Source organism: Streptomyces sp. NPDC048142, from assembly GCF_043202835.1.
Classification (GTDB): domain Bacteria; phylum Actinomycetota; class Actinomycetes; order Streptomycetales; family Streptomycetaceae; genus Streptomyces.
In genome coordinates this window covers 75,488-92,757 of the sequence record NZ_JBIDBC010000026.1, presented here as the reverse complement: position 1 = coordinate 92,757, position 17,270 = coordinate 75,488, and the positions used below count along the sequence as shown (strand labels likewise).

15 protein-coding genes are annotated in these 17,270 nt (G+C 72.8%); 6 read left to right on the top strand and 9 right to left on the bottom strand.

Features of this window, described 5'->3' with window-relative positions; genetic code table 11:
• Window positions 1-8: 8 nt before the first annotated feature.
• The 7 genes from ACGF2Y_RS27515 to ACGF2Y_RS27485 all read right to left on the bottom strand — a co-directional run bounded on the left by ACGF2Y_RS27515 (window position 9) and on the right by ACGF2Y_RS27485 (window position 7,901).
• Window positions 9-1,052: a ketoacyl-ACP synthase III gene (locus ACGF2Y_RS27515; RefSeq protein WP_392952678.1), complete on the bottom strand. Its 1,044-nt coding sequence runs from the start codon at window positions 1,050-1,052 to the stop codon at window positions 9-11.
• Entirely contained in the window at window positions 1,049-2,836 is a 1,788-nt protein-coding gene (locus tag ACGF2Y_RS27510; RefSeq protein WP_392952675.1) for a CoA-transferase, read from the bottom strand. The genes ACGF2Y_RS27515 and ACGF2Y_RS27510 overlap by 4 nt, the downstream gene beginning before the upstream one ends.
• On the bottom strand, window positions 2,833-4,125 hold the full coding sequence (locus tag ACGF2Y_RS27505; protein WP_392952673.1) for a beta-ketoacyl-[acyl-carrier-protein] synthase family protein: 1,293 nt from the start codon (window positions 4,123-4,125) through the stop codon (window positions 2,833-2,835). The genes ACGF2Y_RS27510 and ACGF2Y_RS27505 overlap by 4 nt, the downstream gene beginning before the upstream one ends.
• A 256-nt stretch (window positions 4,126-4,381) precedes the next feature.
• On the bottom strand, window positions 4,382-5,188 hold the full coding sequence (locus ACGF2Y_RS27500; protein WP_392952670.1) for an ABC transporter permease subunit: 807 nt from the start codon (window positions 5,186-5,188) through the stop codon (window positions 4,382-4,384).
• Between the two features lie 74 nt (window positions 5,189-5,262).
• Window positions 5,263-6,216 carry an ABC transporter ATP-binding protein gene (locus ACGF2Y_RS27495; RefSeq protein ID WP_392952667.1) on the bottom strand — a complete coding sequence of 318 codons (954 nt, stop codon included), beginning with the start codon at window positions 6,214-6,216 and terminating at the stop codon, window positions 5,263-5,265.
• A gap of 255 nt (window positions 6,217-6,471) precedes the next feature.
• Window positions 6,472-7,284, bottom strand: a complete 813-nt coding sequence (locus ACGF2Y_RS27490) for an enoyl-CoA hydratase/isomerase family protein (RefSeq protein ID WP_392952664.1) — start codon at window positions 7,282-7,284, stop codon at window positions 6,472-6,474.
• Complete coding sequence (locus ACGF2Y_RS27485) at window positions 7,281-7,901, bottom strand: LuxR C-terminal-related transcriptional regulator (protein WP_392952661.1); 621 nt, start codon at window positions 7,899-7,901, stop codon at window positions 7,281-7,283. The genes ACGF2Y_RS27490 and ACGF2Y_RS27485 overlap by 4 nt, the downstream gene beginning before the upstream one ends.
• 786 nt (window positions 7,902-8,687) lie before the next feature.
• Between ACGF2Y_RS27485 and ACGF2Y_RS27480 the strand changes: the two genes are divergently transcribed.
• The 5 genes from ACGF2Y_RS27480 to ACGF2Y_RS27460 all read left to right on the top strand — a co-directional run bounded on the left by ACGF2Y_RS27480 (window position 8,688) and on the right by ACGF2Y_RS27460 (window position 13,817).
• Complete coding sequence (locus ACGF2Y_RS27480) at window positions 8,688-9,533, top strand: inositol monophosphatase family protein (RefSeq protein WP_392952658.1); 846 nt, start codon at window positions 8,688-8,690, stop codon at window positions 9,531-9,533.
• Between the two features lie 95 nt (window positions 9,534-9,628).
• The gene (locus tag ACGF2Y_RS27475) at window positions 9,629-11,044 is read left to right on the top strand and encodes a phytoene desaturase family protein (protein WP_392952655.1); all 1,416 of its coding nucleotides are present in this window, start codon (window positions 9,629-9,631) and stop codon (window positions 11,042-11,044) included.
• Between the two features lie 45 nt (window positions 11,045-11,089).
• The gene (locus tag ACGF2Y_RS27470; RefSeq protein WP_392952652.1) at window positions 11,090-11,623 is read left to right on the top strand and encodes an O-acetyl-ADP-ribose deacetylase; all 534 of its coding nucleotides are present in this window, start codon (window positions 11,090-11,092) and stop codon (window positions 11,621-11,623) included.
• A gap of 113 nt (window positions 11,624-11,736) precedes the next feature.
• A complete protein-coding gene (locus tag ACGF2Y_RS27465) occupies window positions 11,737-13,209 on the top strand; it encodes an AlkA N-terminal domain-containing protein (protein WP_392952649.1) in 1,473 nt (490 codons plus the stop codon).
• 74 nt (window positions 13,210-13,283) lie between these two features.
• A complete protein-coding gene (locus tag ACGF2Y_RS27460) occupies window positions 13,284-13,817 on the top strand; it encodes a methylated-DNA--[protein]-cysteine S-methyltransferase (RefSeq protein WP_392952646.1) in 534 nt (177 codons plus the stop codon).
• Between the two features lie 112 nt (window positions 13,818-13,929).
• On the opposite strand, the gene ACGF2Y_RS27455 is transcribed toward ACGF2Y_RS27460, so the two are convergent.
• Window positions 13,930-14,514 (bottom strand): TMEM165/GDT1 family protein, encoded by a 585-nt coding sequence (locus ACGF2Y_RS27455; RefSeq protein ID WP_392952644.1) that lies wholly within the window; start codon window positions 14,512-14,514, stop codon window positions 13,930-13,932.
• A gap of 370 nt (window positions 14,515-14,884) precedes the next feature.
• Here ACGF2Y_RS27455 and ACGF2Y_RS27450 point away from each other — a divergent pair, with 370 nt between their 5' ends.
• Window positions 14,885-15,289 carry a (2Fe-2S) ferredoxin domain-containing protein gene (locus ACGF2Y_RS27450; protein ID WP_392952641.1) on the top strand — a complete coding sequence of 135 codons (405 nt, stop codon included), beginning with the start codon at window positions 14,885-14,887 and terminating at the stop codon, window positions 15,287-15,289.
• A 64-nt stretch (window positions 15,290-15,353) separates the two neighbouring features.
• Here ACGF2Y_RS27450 and ACGF2Y_RS27445 read toward each other — a convergent pair whose 3' ends face one another.
• Entirely contained in the window at window positions 15,354-17,258 is a 1,905-nt protein-coding gene (locus tag ACGF2Y_RS27445) for a helix-turn-helix domain-containing protein (protein WP_392952638.1), read from the bottom strand.
• Window positions 17,259-17,270 lie beyond the last annotated feature (12 nt).

Here is a 17,270-nt window from a genome sequence, read left to right as displayed (position 1 = left end):
GTCCGGGCTCACGGAATCCGCAGGAGCATCGCGCCCCAGCTGAAGCCGCGGCCGATGCCGATCGTCGCGACGAGATCGCCGGAGCGGATCTTTCCGGAGCGGAGGTTCTCGGAGAGGCAGCTGGGGATGGAGACGCTGGAGGTGTTGCCGCGCTCCTGGATGTTGGTGAGGAGCTTCTCGCGCGGGATCTCCAGCGTCCGGCACACCTGGTTGATCATGTTCAGGTTGCCCTGGTGCGGCACGAACCAGTCGATGTCGTCCACCGTCAGGCCGTTGCGCTCCAGGATCTCCCGGCCCACGTGGGAGAGCAGCTTCGGGCCGACCGCGCCGACCTCCCGGCCGCGCATCAGCATCTTGTCGTTCTCGTCGATGTCGAAGGCGTCGAAGTACGAGCCGTCCGCGTGCAGCGCCACGTCCAGCAGCCCACGCTCCTCGGTGTCCGCCGACCAGACCGCCGCGGCGGCCCCCGCCCCGAACAGCGCCGAGTAGCGGTAGTCGAAGTTCAGGATCGGGCGCGGGTTCTCCGCACAGACCACCAGCGCGTTGCGCATGCCGAGCGCCGGGAGCATCGCGGCGGCGGTCGCGGTGCCGTACATGAAGCCGGCGCAGGCCACCGAGGTGACGTCGAAGCAGGTGGCGTGTCGCAGCCCGACCTGCTTCTGGAGCGGCAGCGAGATGTCCATGTAGTTGTTGGTGGCGCTGGAGGGGTTGACCCGCGGCCGGGTGGTGGAGGTCGTGCCGATGACGAGGTCGATGTCGTCGGGCCCCAGACCGGCGGCGCTCAACGCGTCGTCCACCGCCTTGGCCGCCATCTCCACCGCGCGCTCCTTCTCGTCGGCCGGCCAGTGGCGGCTGATGATCCCGGTGTTCTCGCGGATCCAGGCGTCGTCGATGCCCAGCGCCTCGATCTGCTCGAAGTGGGCGTTGGTGACCGGCTCGCCGGGGAAGTAGTGGCCGATCCCGGCGAGCCGCACGGGGGCGATCGCGGTGGGCGGCAGGGGACGGAGATGGGCCGTCGCCGGGTCGGGGACGGTGTCGGCGGTGGTGGTCATCGGTAGAAACCTTCCGGGTCCATGGTGCGCAGGAGGGCGAGTTCTTCGGCGGTGACGGCCTTCTCGTCGGTCAGGAATCCGCTGACCCCGGTGCCGGCCCCGGGGAAGTCCCAGCCGGTGAGGTCGCGTACCGCTGCCTCCGGCCCGTCGGGGAGGTCCTTCGCGGTGCGGCCGCGGCCCGGCACCGGGGGCAGCCAGCTCGTCAGCTCGAAGGCGGCACCGGCCCCGGCTCGGGTGAAGCGCCCGAACTGGCTGACCACGTCGCGGACCCGCAGGCCCGGACTGGTGAGGTGGGTCAGCCGCGGTACGTAGCGGCGGGCCGAGGCGACGGCGATCACCACGCAGTCCACGGAGGAGGCGATGTCGTTGGCCCCGCCGGAGCCGGTGATCCAGCGGCCGTCGGGCAGCAGCGTCGTGTTGATGTTGGCGTCCGGGTCGATCTCCGCGGCGGCGAGCACGCCCAGGCAGCGCGGGTTGGCGGCGACCGCGCCGCCCAGCGTCTCCGCGACGCCCGCCAGCATCTGCGAGCGCTCGGCGTGCCGCTGGCTGAAGAGGAACACGTCGCCGGGCTCGGGGTCCATCGACTGGAGGCCGAGCTCGGCGGCCACCTGCACCTGGACACCGTCGGCAGCCAGCAGCCGGGCCGCCAGCCACGCGGACATGTGCGAGGTGCCGATCCCGGCGAGCAGTGTGTCGTAGCCGCGCTCGCGGACCAGGTCGGCGACCGCGCGGGCGCCGAGCACGATGAGCTGCTCCTGCTCGGTGGGCGCACCGGTCCCGTCCGCCGGGCTCCGGTCCTTCTCCGCGGCGGCCGGGGCGCCCGGGGGAGCGGGGAACACCAGCGCGGCGCGGCGCTCCTCGCCCAGCCGCTCCAGGTACCCGGCGTGGCTCTCCACCCCGCCGACCCACTCCGCGTACCAGCCGGCGGCGGATTCCGGGTCCTTGCAGGCGGCCACGATGTCGGTGAGGAAGGCGTAATCGTCCAGGTAGCCGTCGACCCCGGCCAGTCCTCCTGTACGCAGCGACTGCGGGTGGGCGCCGAGCGGCGCCTCGCACAGGCCGAGGACGCGGGCGGCGGGGATCACCACCCGGTCCGGCATCGCCGCGATCACCTCGTCGTCGACGATCGCCTCCACGGACGCGAGGACCCCTTCGGTGGCGGCGTACGCGGCCCAGGAGCCCTCGCCCAGCGGGGGACAGGCCACCACGTTGCCGCGGCGGTCGGCGACGACACCGTGGAAGAGGGTGAAGCGCGGGCGCAGCGGGCTGAGCAGGGTGACGGTGCGCTCCGGGTCCTCGGGGTGCGGCACCAGGTGGAGGCTGCCCTCCTTGCCGTGCCGCAGGTCGGTCTCGGCGAGCATCGAGCCGGTGGTGGCGAAGGGCTGGCCGAGCGCCCCGGCCATCAGCCGCTGGGTGTAGCTCAGCAGCGACCACATCTCCACCTCGAACGGCCGGCCCTCGGCCAGCTCGCGGTAGAGGCGGTTGGGGCGCGGCGAGGGATAGGTGTCGCCGACGAAGCCGGTGATCACCTTGCGTACGGCGCCGGAGAGGGCCAGCGCGTGGGCGCTGGAGTGCACGGCGGTGGTGCTCACCGTCAGGCTGTGGCTCCCGGCGAAGGCCCGGCACACCGCGTTCAGCAGGGCGTTGGGCCGTGACATCGTCGCCGCCGCGTGCACGTGGTCGCCCTCCCGGACGAAGCGGCGTATCAGGTCGTCGGGGCCGGTGGCCAGGTAGGGGCCGGGCCGGCGGCCGGTGGCGGAGGGGCGTTCGAGGGCTGTGGTCATGCGTGCTCCAGGGCCATGACGGAGGTCTGCGAGCCGAAGGCGAAGGACAGCGAGACCGCGAGGTCGATCTCGGTGTCGCGCGGCCCCTCGGCGACGTGGTCGTAGTCGCATTCGGGGTCCGGCGTGCGGTGGTTGGCGGTCGGAGCCAGCCGCTGGTGATGGAGCATCAGCGAGGTCGCGGCGACGTTGATGATCCCGGCCATGCCGAAGGTGTGGCCGTAGATGGGTTTGTTGGAGCCGTGCGGCGGCAGGTCGGCGTCGTCGTGGCGCGGCAGCAGACGGCGCAGGGCCCGGCTCTCGGCGATGTCGTTGTACCGGGTGGCGGTGCCGTGACCGCAGACGTAGCCGATCTCCTGCGGCTTGCGCCCGGCGTCGTCGAGCACGCCCGCGACGACCGAGGCGGTGACGTCCCCGACCAGGTCCATGCTGGTGGCGTGGGCGGCCTCGTTGAGGGCGCGGTGGCCCAGGATCCGTGCGTAGATCCGGGCGCCGCGCTCCCGGGCGGACGACTCGCGCTCCAGACAGAGCGTCATGGCACCCTCGCCCAGGGCGAATCCGCGCCGGTCGCGGTCGTAGGGGCGCACCGCGGTGGCGGGGTCCTCGCTCTCGGGCGAGAGCACCCCGTCCCCGAGCGCGAGGTAGCAGCGGGCGACCTCGGGGAGGATCGGGAACTCGTGCCCCCCGGCGAGGACCACGTCGGCGCTGCCCGAACGCAGCTCGCGCAGGGCGAGACCGATCGCGTGGTGGCCGCCGACACAGGCGCTGCTGAGCGTGGTGACCAGGCCCTTCGCGCCGACGCCGATCGCCGCCAGGGTGGCAGGGCAGCCGGCCAGCCCGCGGAACATGGCCGTCGCCCTGCCCCCGTACGGGTGCTGCTCCGGGTCCGCCGTGATGGTCTCGGCCCACCAGGACAGCGGGCCGCGGGACGACGACTGGACGATGCCGATGCGCTCCGGGGCGATCTGGCCCCGGGCGATCCCGGCGTCCTCCAGCGCGTCGCCGACGGCGGCCATGGTCGCCAGGATGTCGCGGTTGTACTTCGCGGCGTGTGCCGGAAGGAGGTCCGGCAGCCGGGCCGCGGTGTCGAACGCACCGAGCTGCGCGGCCGCGTGGACCGGCAGCCCGGCAGCGGCGAACGCCGGTTTCTCCAGCCGGCTCACCTGCGAGGTGCCGGTGGAGACGTGGTTCCAGAACGCATGGACATCGGGGGTGCCGGGCAGTACGCACCCGATGCCGGTCAGCACGATGGGATCGGAGGGGTACGGGGAATGGGCTCGACTGCTGTCCATGGATCGAAGCTAGCTGCCTTTACACGAGCCTCGATATGGCCGTCAAGTACTCATGCAGGCTTTATTTGATGACTGCCGGTACTCGATTTTCGGCCCCGTGCGTCAACGCCGTACGGTATCCGCGCCCGTACGTACGTATGTCCGCTCCGTACGCACGTCGGCTCCGTACATCCGCCCCGTACGCATGTCAGCGGCCCGGCGCCTCCGCGGGGGAGACGCCGGGCCCCTTCGGGCGGGGCGGGCGGGGGCGTGGGGCTCAGGCGTTCTTGACGTCCCGCCGGTCCACGGCGTACGTACCGGCGGCGACGACCACGACCGTGACGGCCACCAGCAGCGCCACCCCACCCCAGGGGACACCGTTGAGCAGTGGGTCGTTGCCCAGCGCCCATTCCCAGGGGGAGATGTTCGCCAGCGGCTTGAGGGCGTCGGACATCGGCGCGATGGCGTGCAGCAGATACCCGACGACGAGCACCCCGGCCGCCACGCCCAGCGCGGGCCCACGCCCGAAGCCGAACCCGACGACGGCGTACGCGACCCCCGCGTGCAGCACGGCCAGCAGCCCGACCGTCAGCGTCACGGCCGCGACCCCGCCCCCGGAGACGTCCATGTCGAAGGAGACGACCGATCCGTACACCGACAGCCAGACCAGCACGCTGGTGACGGCCAGGCCGAAGGTCACGCAGAGGAAGCGCATCAGGAAGACCTGGCGGCGGGCGACCGGCAGCGCGAGCAGCAGTTCGAGCCGCCCGGCCTCCTCGTCGCCACCGGTCAGGGCGGCGGTCGCGGTCACGGCCATCAGGCCGAGGAGCAGCGGCAGCAGGACCGCGTACAGGTTCCCCTTGAGGTAGCCGCTCGCGCTGCTGATCCGGTCGATCCCGAAGGCCGCGGCCACGTCCGGCGAGATGCCGGAGGAGAAGTCGTCCAGGGCGCCGGACTCCTCCATCGAGGGCCAGGCGCCGACGACGGAGAGCGCGAGCAGGACCAGCGCGGCCGACCAGGCGATCAGGGTGCGCTTCTGGATCTGTACTCCGCGCCGGAAGATCTCCGAGCTGGGTGATGACATGTGTGTTCCTTCCGGCCGGCCCGGGGGAGCGGGCCTTGATGACTGAGATCCGTGGCAGGGGCGTCCGGTGGTCGCTACCGCACCGGTCCTGCGGCCGGGGAGGGCTCCTCGGCCGCAGGACGGCTGCCCGGGACGTCCCTCTGGTAGTACTCCAGGAACGCCTCCTCCAGGTCCGGTTCGGGTGCGGTGAGTGTCGTGATCCGGTGGCCCGCCAGGAACTTCAGCAGCGCGTCGGGCGAACCGGCCCAGGCCAGGGAGGCCTCCTGGTCGTCCGGCCCGCGCCGCTCCACGCCCGACGCACCGTCGAGGGCGGCCAGGGCGGTGAGCGGGACGTCCTCGCCCTCCGCGAAGGTGATGTGGAAACGCTGTGCCGCCCGGTTGCGCAGCTCCCGCGTCGGGCCGGAGGCGGCGAGCCGGCCGCCCTGGAGCACCGCGACCAGGTCGGCGACCCGCTCGACCTCGGAGAGGATGTGCGAGGAGAGCAGTACGCTCTGCCCGCCCGACCGGGCCTCCTCGACGGCGGCGAGGAACACCTGCTGCATCAACGGGTCGAGCCCGTTGGTCGGTTCGTCCAGGATCAGCAGCTCCGGCCTGGCCATGAAGGCGCCGACCAGGCCGACCTTGCGGCGGTTGCCGGTGGAGAGCCCGCGCACCCGCCGCGACGGGTCGATGCCGAACCGCTGGACCAGCTCGTCCCGGTAGGCGGTGTCCGTCAGCCCCCGCAGCCGCCCCCAGGAGGTCAGCGTCTGCTCGATCGTCAGCCGCTCGTCCAGCCGCAGTTCGCCGGGCAGATAGCCGATGCGCCGGCGGACCTCGGGGTCGGTCGGATCCTGGCCGAGCACCTGGATCCGGCCCGATGTGGGCCGGGAGAGGCCCATGAGCATACGGATCGTGGTGCTCTTGCCCGCTCCGTTGGGGCCCAGGTACCCGTAGACCACGCCCTGGGGGACCGTCAGGTCCAGTCGGCTCAGTGCGGTGAAGTCTCCGAACTTCTTGGTGACGTCAGTACATTCGATGAGAGGGGTCACGTCTCTTCTGCTCTCTCCTCGTGCGTCCACGGCTCGTGCGTCCACGGTCGGCCGGGGTCGTCCGGCGGGCATCGGGGGTCGGGACGGGGGGTGGGGACGTCAGCGTCTGCCGTACGGCACGTACAGCTTATTCAGTTATTACTGAATCTGATCAACAAGCCTAGCGGCGCGACTCACCTGCTGCAACGAAGCGCTCACCTCGCGTGGCCCGAAATGCTCTGCCCCAAGGGGCACTCCAAGCCACTCCAAGGAGTGCTAGGAGGGGAGTGAGGGGCTCTCGGAGGGGGATCGGGAGGGAGGCGGCAGTTCCCGGTTCGCGGCGGAGGCGGCCTGCCACCAGTAGCCGTTCTCCACGCCGAGCGCCGCCGAGCGGTCCAGATGTCCGGAGTCCCGCAGCAGCCGGACCCCCGCCTCCAGGAGCGCCGGATCCCCGGCGGCCACCGATGCCGCCAGCGCCCGCGCCTCGGCGAGCGCCCCGCCGTCGGGAACCGTACGCTCCACCGCGCCCAGCCGGGCGAGCTCGTCCGCCCGCACGCGCTCCCCGGGGATCAGCAGCATCCTGGCGGCCACTCCCCGGCCGGCCCGGCGCAGCAGCGAGTGGACCGCGCCGCCGCCCGGCACGGCGCCGACCTCCAGCTCCGGAAGGCCGAACAGCGCGCCCTCGCCGGCCACCACCAGGTCGCAGGCCAGGGCCAGTTCGAGCCCGCCCCCGAGCGCGTACCCCTCGACCGCCGCCACGACGGGGAAGGGGGCCGCGTGCAACGCCGAGAACACCGTACGGAAATGGGCCCGCCGCACCGCACGGCGCGACAGGTCCCGCCAGTCGGGTTCGCGGGTGTCCGCACCGCTGGAGAAGGTTCCACCGGCGCCGGTGAGCACCAGTGCGCCCGGCGCCGTGCCGTCCGGGTTCGTCAACTGACTCAACGTCCGGGCGAGTTGATCCAGCATCACGGTGGACATCGCGTTGCGGCGGTGCGGCCGGTTCAGTGTGAGGGTGACCACCCGCCCGCACCGCTCGACCAGCAGGGGGCCCCGCGCCGCCTCGGGTGCTGTCTCCGGTGAACTCATCCGCAGGGCCTCAGCATCCTGAACAGCTCCTTGCGCCCGGACACGCCCACCTTGTGGAAGACCCGGCTCGCGTAGTTCTTGACGGTCTGCTGGGTGAGGCAGAGCTCATGGGCGATCTCCTCGTTGGAACGTCGGCGGAGTAAGAGTCCGAGGATCTCCTCCTCGCGTCCGCTCAGCTTCCACTGCCCGCCCGCGTCGGCGCGCCGGGCCTGCGGTACGCGCTCGGGCTCATCCGCCCCCAGGTGCCAGAAGCCGCGCCCGCTCAGCACATCGTGCAGCCCCTTGACGATGGACTCGGGCGGGCACGACTCGTGCACGAAGCCGGCGGCCCCGCCCCTGATGCAATTCACCACGCTGCGGGGGGCGTTGTCCCTGCTGTAGAGGATGACCCGGGTGCCGCTCCAGTACGCCAGATTGCCGAGCCCCCCTTGCCACTGCTCGTACTCCACGAGTGCGACGTCCGGCCGGCGTCCGGGGAGGCTGCCGACAGCGGTCGGGTGCGGACACCCGCCCAGTACGGTGACGCCCGGATCGCCCCGGAACAGATCGAGAATCGCCTTGCGTATCAGAGGTGACGAGTGCAGGACCATCAGCCCGCGTCTGCCCTTCTCGGCCATACCAGAACCCCTCGTGCTCCAACAGCGACGGCTGCTGCCGTGTGTCGTTCGGCATGTTGTGAATGTGTTGAACTGTCAACGCGACGTGATGCCCTCCCCGCCGTTTCAGTCCGCTCCGGTGCGGCCCGGGGTGGCGGGAAAGCGGGATGACGGCGCGCTCCGTTGCGCGACCGTATTGTTGCCGGGATGTCGCCGTGTATTCAGGCGGGAAGTAATTTCGTACCGGCGGGTATTACTGGCGCGTAGATAATCCGCGCGGGAATGGGGCTCCCCGTGCAAGACGCATCCGCTCCATGTCCGGTTCCACTCTCACGGGCCTTTGATTCCAGGTTTCGGTTTGCACGTTAAGGCTCTGTGACATCCGTGGGAACAGTGGATCCGGGGCGTGCGTGCGGCGGCACGGTGGGCGTAACCGGCCTGGATCGCGGTGGTGTGGCGGGAAACTCCGCCTGGCCCGGCCCGGGTGGCATACCCCTGAGGGGGTAGCTGGCTGAGGCACCGTTTCCCCCCTGGTTACGCGTTCCAGTCTGGTGGCCGCTCAAGGCCGCGCGGGGCGAACCCCAATGCGAGAGTTCGGGCCCCGAATCGAGATCAACAGTAACCGCAGAGCCCTCACTTGTCACGCAGCGGATTTTTACCCGGGGGTCAAGAATATGCGGCGGAAATTGACGCATCCTTTGTTCATGGCTGGACGTTATGGGCACTGTCCGGCATCCGGCTGTGCGCCGGAGATGTCCGCATTCACCCGGGGCGTGCGGGACCGCCCCGCTGTGATTGGCTGGAGCCATGATCGATGACTTCCTGTACGGGACCGCCGGGCGCACCGGACTGCTGGCCGAGGTCGAGGAGGCCGTGCGCGCCGCCGCCGCGGCCGAGATCATGCCCCGCCGCCGGAAGCTCGCCGCCCACGAGATCATCGAGAAGAGCGGCCCGCACGACCTGGTCACCGCAGCCGACCGGCTGGCCGAGGAACACCTCACCGCCGCCCTCACCAAGCTGCTGCCCGGCTCGGTCGTCGTCGGCGAGGAGTCCGTGCACGCCGACCCGGCGGTCTACGACGCCCTCGGCGGCGACGCCCCGGTCTGGATCGTCGACCCGGTCGACGGCACCCGCCAGTTCGTCCGGGGCGAGGCCGGTTTCTGCACCCTGGTCGCCCTCGCCCAGCACGGCGAGGTCCACGCCTCCTGGACGTACGCACCGGTCCTGGGCGAGATGGCCGTCGCACTGCGCGGCCGGGGCGCCACGCTGAACGGGACGCCCATACGCTCCGGGGCGACCGCCCCCGGTGCCGTGCTGAGCGTGGCGATGTCGCACCCCGACTACACCACCGAGGCCCAGAAGCGGGCCCTGCTCGGCCTGCGCACCGAAGGCATCGCGGCCCGCCCCTGCGGCTCGGCCGGGCTGGAGTACCTCGCTGTCGCCCGCGGCGCCCAGGACGCCACCGCCTTCAACTGGGAGTACGCCTGGGACCACGCCGCGGGCCTGCTCCTGGTCACCGAGGCCGGCGGCGCCCAGTCGACCCTGTCCGGCGTCCCGTTCCGTATCGCCGGCGGCAACGACCTGCCGTTCGCGGCGGCCCGCGACGCGGCCACCCTCCAGCGCGTCCTGGCCGCCCTGCGGTCGGGCGGCTGACCCGCCCGACCGGCCCCGGGGTACCCGCGTCCACGCTGTCGGTGCGCCGGAATATCCTGGAGGTTCAGCCAGCCGGCCGACGAAGGAGTCCCAAGGTGCCCTCGATGCTCGATGCGGTCGTCGTGGGGGCCGGGCCCAACGGGCTGACCGCCGCGGCCGAACTGGCCCGCAGAGGCTTCGCCGTGGAGGTCCACGAAGCGCACGACACCGTCGGCGGCGGCGCCCGCACCGAGGAGCTGACGCTCCCGGGGTTCCGGCACGACCCCTGCTCCGCCGTGCACCCCCTCGGGATCGGCTCGCCCGCGTTCCGGGCGATGCCGCTGGCCCGGCACGGGCTGGAATGGCTGCACCCCGAGGTCGACCTCGCCCACCCCTTCCCGGACGGCACCGCCGCCGCGCTCACCCGCTCCATCGGCGAGAGCGCCATGTCGCTGGGGCCCGTCGACGCCGGGGCCTACCGCCGCCTCATGGCCCCCTTCCTCGGCCGCTGGGACACCCTGGCCGCCGACTTCCTGCGCACCCCCTGGGACGGCCTGCCCCGCGACCCGTACCGACTGGCCCGCTTCGGCCTGCTCGGCCTCCAGCCCGCCACCTGGGTCTCCCGCCGCTTCGGCGGCGAGAAGGCCCGCGGCCTCTTCGCCGGGCTCGCCGCCCACGCCATAGCTCCCACCAGCGGCTTCGCCACCTCGGCCATCGCCCTCGTCTTCGCGCTCGCCGCCCACGAGAACGGCTGGCCGGTGCCCCGCGGCGGCTCCCAGGCCATCTCGGACGCCCTCGCCTCCTACCTCCGTGAGCAGGGCGGCACCATCCGCACCGGCAGCGAGGTCAGGCGGCTGGACGAACTCCCGCCCGCCCGCGCCTATATCTTCGACACCTCGCCCGCCGCGCTCGCCCGGATCGCGGGCCTCGGCTCCGCGTACCACCGCTACCGCTACGGCGCCTCCGCCTTCAAGATCGACTACGCGCTGTCCGGCCCCGTCCCCTGGACCGCCGAGGAGGCCCGCCGCGCCGGCACCGTCCACATCGGCCCCGACGCCGGGACCATCGACACCGCGCTGCGCGCCGCCGTCGAGGGCCGCGACCCCGACGTCCCCTTCCTCATCACCGCCCAGCCGAGCCTCACCGACCCCTCCCGGGCCCCCGAAGGACGCCATGTCTTCTGGGTGTACGGACATGTCCCGGCCGGCTGGGAGGGCGACGCCACCGACGTCATCGAACGCCAACTGGAGCGTTTCGCCCCCGGGTTCCGCGATCTGGTGCTCGCCCGCGCCGTCTCCGGCCCGCCCCAACTCGCCGCGCGCAACGCCAATTACGTAGGCGGCGACATCGCCTGCGGAGCCTTCTCGGGCCTGCAGACCCTCATCCGCCCCAAGCTCGCCCGCGTCCCGTACGCCACCGCGCACCCGGCGGTCTTCCTCTGCTCCTCGGCCACCCCGCCCGGCCCCGGCGTGCACGGCATGTCCGGCCACCACGCCGCCAAGGCCGTCTGGCGGCGGCTGCGGGCCTCCTGAACCGACCGGGCGGCGAAGGCCCCCGGCGCGCGGCATGATGTCCGCATGAGCACCTCTGTCTCCCCCGCCGTACGTCTGGTCCGCGGCGACATCACCGACCAGTCCGTCGATGTCATCGTCAACGCGGCGAACTCCTCGCTGCTCGGCGGCGGCGGAGTCGACGGCGCCATCCACCGGCGCGGCGGACCCGACATCCTCGCCGCCTGCCGTGAGCTGCGCGCCTCGCACCACGGAAAGGGCCTGCCCACCGGACAGGCCGTCGCCACCACCGCCGGACGCCTCGACGCCCAGTGGATCGTGCACACGGTCGGACCGGTCTTCTCCGGCGCCCAGGACCGCTCCGCCCTGCTCGCCTCCTGCTACCGCGAATCCCTGCGCCTGGCAGCCGAGTTGGGGGCCAAGTCCATCGCGTTCCCGGCGATCTCCACCGGCATCTACGGCTGGCCGATGGACGACGGGGCCCGGATCGCCGTACGCACGGTCCTGGCGGAGACCGTGGAGCCGGTCGAAGAGGTGCGCTTCGTGCTCTTCGACGCGCACGCGTACGTGGAGTTCGAGGAAGTCCTCGCGATGCGCTGAGCCCGCGCCCGACGGTCACCGCGAGGCTCGCGGGCCGGTCGTCGTTGTTCCGCGCGAGCGCCGTGTCGGATTTCCGCCAGCCAAGCCCCTGACCGGTGACCGATCCTGGATCCATGCACACCGACACCGAGCGCTGCGTGCGGGCCGTCCAGTCCAAGGACGCCCGCTTCGACGGCTGGTTCTTCACCGCGGTCCTGACCACCCGGATCTACTGCCGCCCCAGCTGCCCCGTCGTGCCGCCCAAGGTCCGCAACATGACCTTCTACCCCAGCGCCGCCGCCTGCCAGCAGGCCGGATTCCGGGCCTGCAAGCGGTGCCGCCCCGACACCAGCCCCGGTTCCCCCGAGTGGAACGCCCGCGCCGACTCGGTCGCCCGCGCCATGCGCCTGATCCGGGACGGGGTCGTCGACCGCGAGGGCGTACCCGGACTCGCCTCCCGGCTCGGCTACTCCGCCCGCCAGATCGAACGCCAGCTGCTGGCCGAGCTGGGCGCGGGCCCGCTGGCCCTGGCCCGCGCCCAGCGGGCGCAGACCGCCCGCCTCCTCATCGAGACGACCGCGCTGCCCATGGCCGAGGTGGCGTTCGCCGCCGGCTTCTCCTCGGTCCGCACCTTCAACGAGACGGTCCGCGAGGTCTTCGGCCTGGCCCCCGGCGAACTGCGCACCCGAGCCGCCCGGGGTCCCCGGGCCGCCGCCGTACCGGGCGTCATCGCACTCCGGCTCCCGTACCGGGCCCCGCTCAACCCCAGCAACCTCTTCGGCCACCTCGCCGCGACCGCCGTCCCCGGCGTCGAGGAGTGGCGCGACGGCGCGTACCGGCGCACCCTCACCCTCCCGTACGGGCACGGAGTCGTCGCCCTGAGCCCGGCCGCCGACCACATCGCCTGCCGGCTCTCCCTCACCGACCCCCGCGACCTCACCCGGGCCATCAGCCGCTGCCGCTGGCTCCTCGACCTGGACGCGGACCCGGTCGCCGTCGACGCGCAGCTGCGCACCGACCCGCTGCTCGCCCCGCTGGTCGACGCGGGCCCCGGCCGCCGGGTGCCCCGCACGGTGGACGGCGCGGAGTTCGCCGTACGCGCGGTGCTCGGCCAGCAGGTCTCCACCGCCGCCGCCCGCACCCACGCGGCCCGGCTGGTCACCGCCCACGGCGTCCCGGTCGACGATCCCGAGGGCGGCCTGACGCACCTCTTCCCCACCCCCGAGGCGCTGGCGGGCCTCGACCCGGAGGCCTTGGCGCTGCCGCGCACCCGCCGCACCACGCTCACCACACTCGTCGCCGCCCTCGCGGAGGACCGGCTGCGCCTCGACACCGACACCGACTGGGAGCAGGCCCGCGCCGAACTGGCCGCACTGCCCGGCTTCGGCCCCTGGACGGTCGAGTCGATCGCCATGCGGGCACTCGGCGACCCCGACGCCTTCCTCCCCACCGACCTCGGCATCCGCCGGGCGGCCGAACGGCTCGGCCTGCCGGCCACCCCCGCCGCCCTCACCGCACGGGCCGCCGGCTGGCGTCCCTGGCGGGCGTACGCCGTGCAGTACCTCTGGACGGTGGACGGCCACCCCATCAACCACCTGCCCGCCTGACGGGGACGCCCGCCTGATGGGGACACCCGCCCGACGGGAGACGCCCGCCCGACGAAGACAAGGACACCGTTCCCATGACCACGACCAGCACCACCACATCTCCGGTGACCAAGCAGCACACGGTCATCGACAGCCCTTACGGCCCGCTGACGCTCGTCGCCGACGACGGCGTCCTCTGCGCCCTCTACATGAGCGACCAACGCCACCGCCCGCCCCAGGAGACCTTCGGCGTCCCGGACCCGGAGCCCTTCGGCGAGGTGATCCGGCAGCTCACCGAGTACTTCGCCGGAGAGCGCACGGACTTCGACCTCCCGCTGAATCTGGCGGGCACGCCGTTCCAGCGGAGCGTATGGGCGGAGCTGCTGAAGATCCCGTACGGCGAGACCCGTACGTACGGCGAACTGGCCGGGGAGCTGGGCAGACCGGGGGCCTCACGGGCGGTCGGCCTGGCCAACGGCAAGAACCCGGTCGGGATCATCGTGCCGTGCCACCGCGTGATCGGAGCCTCCGGCAGCCTCACCGGATACGGCGGCGGCCTGGACCGCAAGCAGCGGCTGCTCGCGTTCGAGAGCGGCGGGAGGCAGGACGGCCCGCAGCCGCTGTTCTGAGACGGAGACGGACACGGAGACGGACACGGAGACGGACACGGAGACGGAGAGCGGGCCGGGGGACGGGCCGGGGGGCGACCGAAGCCGGTACGCCCCCCCGGGGCCGCGCTCCTCAGCCGGTGAAGATCTCCACGGCCGTCCAGAGGGCGAGGACCAGCATGCAGATACCGCCGATGCGCTGCACGGTCTTCAGCGGTACGCGCTTCGCGATGAACCTCCCCGCGAGCAGCGCCAGGGCCGAGACGGACATCAGCGCGGCGGCCGAACCGATCGCCGTGGACCAGGTGCCGTTGCTCGCCGCGAGGTTGGCGGTGGTGATCTGCGTCAGGTCGCCCCACTCGCTGATGAACACCGCCATGAACGCGGTCGTGCAGACCGGCCAGAACCCGGTCACCGTCTTCACCCCGTCGTCCTCGTCGTCGTCCCCGCCGCTGCCGCGCAGCAGCATGAACGCGCCGAAAGCGAAGAGCGAGGCCGAGACGAGCTTGACGATCCAGTCGGGCAGCAGCCCGACGAGGCTGCCCGCGCCGACGGCGATGGCGACGTGCACGACGAACGCGGACGAGGTGCCGAACCAGACGTACAGCGGACGCATCCGCGTGCCCATGGCCAGGGACGCGAACATCGTCTTGTCGGGAAGCTCCGCGAGGAAGATCAGCCCGAAGGCGGTGATGATCGCCAGAGGGTCGAGGTGCATTCCGGGTGGCTTTCTGTTCGAGCCGGACCCCGGATCTTCGCGAAGCGCCGTTCGGGCTGTTCGGAGGACCACTCGGCCCGGCATGACGGCAGCGCCCACAGGACGTGGACGTGTCATACAGGACCGAAGGTCTCGCCCGCCCGTGAGGGTCCTTCCATAGGACTCACGAGCCCGGCCACCGGGAACCCGAAGGCTCCAGTATGTCGACGACCGGTTTGCGGGGCTACTCCCCTTCGCAGCCGTCAACACTACCCCACCCGGCCGGGTGGGGGATCTGGTGTTCGAGACCGGGGGAGCGTCGGTAGAGTCGTGATGATCACCGGTGCCACTGGCGATCCCCACCCCACCCACCGCGACGGGAAGTGCCCCCATGAGCCGCCGCCCCCGCAAGGACGTGCCCGCCCAGAACGTCCCCCGGCCCACCGTCAGCGTCTGCCGGGGCTGTTGCTGCGGCACCGAGAAGATCCCGGGCGTCGACCACGCGGCCCAGCTGGCCCGGCTGCGCTCCGGCCTCGAAGGCACCGCCACCGTACGGGCGGTCGAGTGCCTGGACGCCTGCGAACAGGGCAATGTGATCGTCGTGCAGCCCTCCGCCGAGGGCCGCCGAGCCGGGGGGCGGCCGGTCTGGCTGGGCCTGGTCAACGACGAGCACGCCGAGCGGGACATCGTGACCTGGGCGGCGGCGGGCGGACCGGGCCTCGCGGACGCCCCGGACATCCTCGACCTGTACGTCTTCCAGCCCTCGCGCCGGGTCCGGGCGGGCCTGGAGGGCTGAGGGCCCTCCCGCAGGGCGGCCCGGCGGAGCACGAGCCTTCCCGTCACCACCCGAGGCCTTCCCGTCACCGGCCCCGCGTCAGACGGTGGAGCCGCAGAGCCAGCTGGATCTCCAGGGTGCGCGCAGGCGTGTTCCAGTCCTGGCCGAGGAGCCGGCCGATACGCTCCAGCCGCTGCACCACCGTGTTCACATGGACGTGGAGCAGTGTCCTGGTCCGGGTGAGGCTCGCCCCCTGGGCGAAATAGGCGTCCAGCGTGGTGACGAGGTCGGTGCCGCGCCGGCTGTCGTAGTCGAGTACGGGCCCCAGCGTCCGCCGCACGTAGCCTCCCAGGTCCGCCTGGTCGCCCAGCAGTACGCCGATGAACCCGAGGTCCGAAATGGCCCCGCCGCTCCCGGTGTGGCCGAGGGCGCGCAGCGCGGAGAGGCAACGGCCGGCCTCGCTGTGCGCCTGCGGCAGCCCGGCCGGACCCGTGGCGGGTCCCGCCGAGCCGACCGTGACGGGGAAACCGACCGCCTGGCCCAGCTCGGCGGCGAGTGTCCGGGCGGCCGGTCCCGGCGCGTCGGACGGCGCCACCAGGACGACGTGGTCGTCGTGCAGTCCGGCCAGACCGTTGCGGGCCTGCGCGCTCCGGGCTGCCGCGGCCAGCAGACGGTGGCGGGGGGCCACCTCGCTGTGCGCGACGAACACACTGTGCCGGCGGCTCAGGCTGACGCCCAGCCGGCGTGCGCGGGCCGTCAGGGTGCCCGGGTCGCCGGTGCGCGAGAGCAGGTCGCCCAGCAGCTCTCCCCGTACCCGGTCCTCCGTCTCGGCGACCGAGCGGCGCAGCAGCATGAGCAGCGCGGTGACGACACTGGCACGCTCGAACAGCAGCCGGTCGGCGTCGGCGAGCCCCGCCCGGCCGGTCAGCGCGATGGAGCCGAGGAGTTCGGGGCCGGCGAGGACGGCGCAGACCCAGGTGCCGTCCAGGGGAACGGCCCGGCCCCTGGTCCGGGAGGCGGACACCGCCGGGACCGGTGGCGGCAGCGGCCCGGTGCGGGCACGGGCCAGCTCGGCGCCGTCCGCGTCATGGATGAGGATCCCGCCGTCCAGGATGTCGGCGAGGGCCGCCGCCACGTCGTCGGCGCCGCCGCCCCGCAGAACGAGGTCGGTGAGCTGGTCGTGGGCTTCCTCGGCGCGGCGCATCGCCTCGCTGTGCGTACGGATGGTCTCCGACGCGGCGTTGAGGTCGACCAGCGCGGCCCGGGTCTCCTCCAGCAGCCGTGCCCCGTCGATGGCGATGGCGGCGTGGTCGGCCAGGGACGAGAGCAGCGCCACCTCGGTGGCGGTGAACTCGCGGGGGGCCCGGTCGGCCGCGTACAGGACTCCGATGATGCGGGCGCCCAGCCGCAGGGGAACGCCGAGGATCGCCCGCAGGCCCTCGTCCAGGACGGCGTCGTCGATGATGGCGGTGTGGTGGAACCGGGTGTCGGCGTGGTAGTCCCCGGTCGCGTACGGGCGGGCGGTCTGGGCCACCAGACCGCCCAGGCCCTCGCCCATACCGAGCCGCACCCGCTGGAAGGCCTCGGCCACCGACCCGTCGGTGACCCGCATGTACGTGTCGCCCGCGGTGTCGTCGTTGAGGGAGAGGTAGGTGACGTCGGTGCCGAGCAGCAGTTTCGCCCGGTGGACGATGGCCCGCAGCACGGCGTCCAGGTCGCGCAGGGCCGCCAGGTCGCTGGCCGTGTCGAACAGGGCGGTGAGCTGCGCCTCGCGCACCCGGTGCTGGCTGAGCGTGCGCCGGATGCGCAGCGCCACGGCGGCGGCCTCGGCGATCTCGGCCAGCTCGGCGGCGGACGCTCCCGCCTCCCGGGCGGCGGCGGCCGGCCGGTCGAACTCCTCGGCCGCCGCACCCTGTGCCAGCAGGTCCAGGAGCCGGCGCAGGGCTGCCGCGGAGTGCTGGGGGCCGGGGGCTGTCACGCCGGTGAGCATACGGGTGGTCGC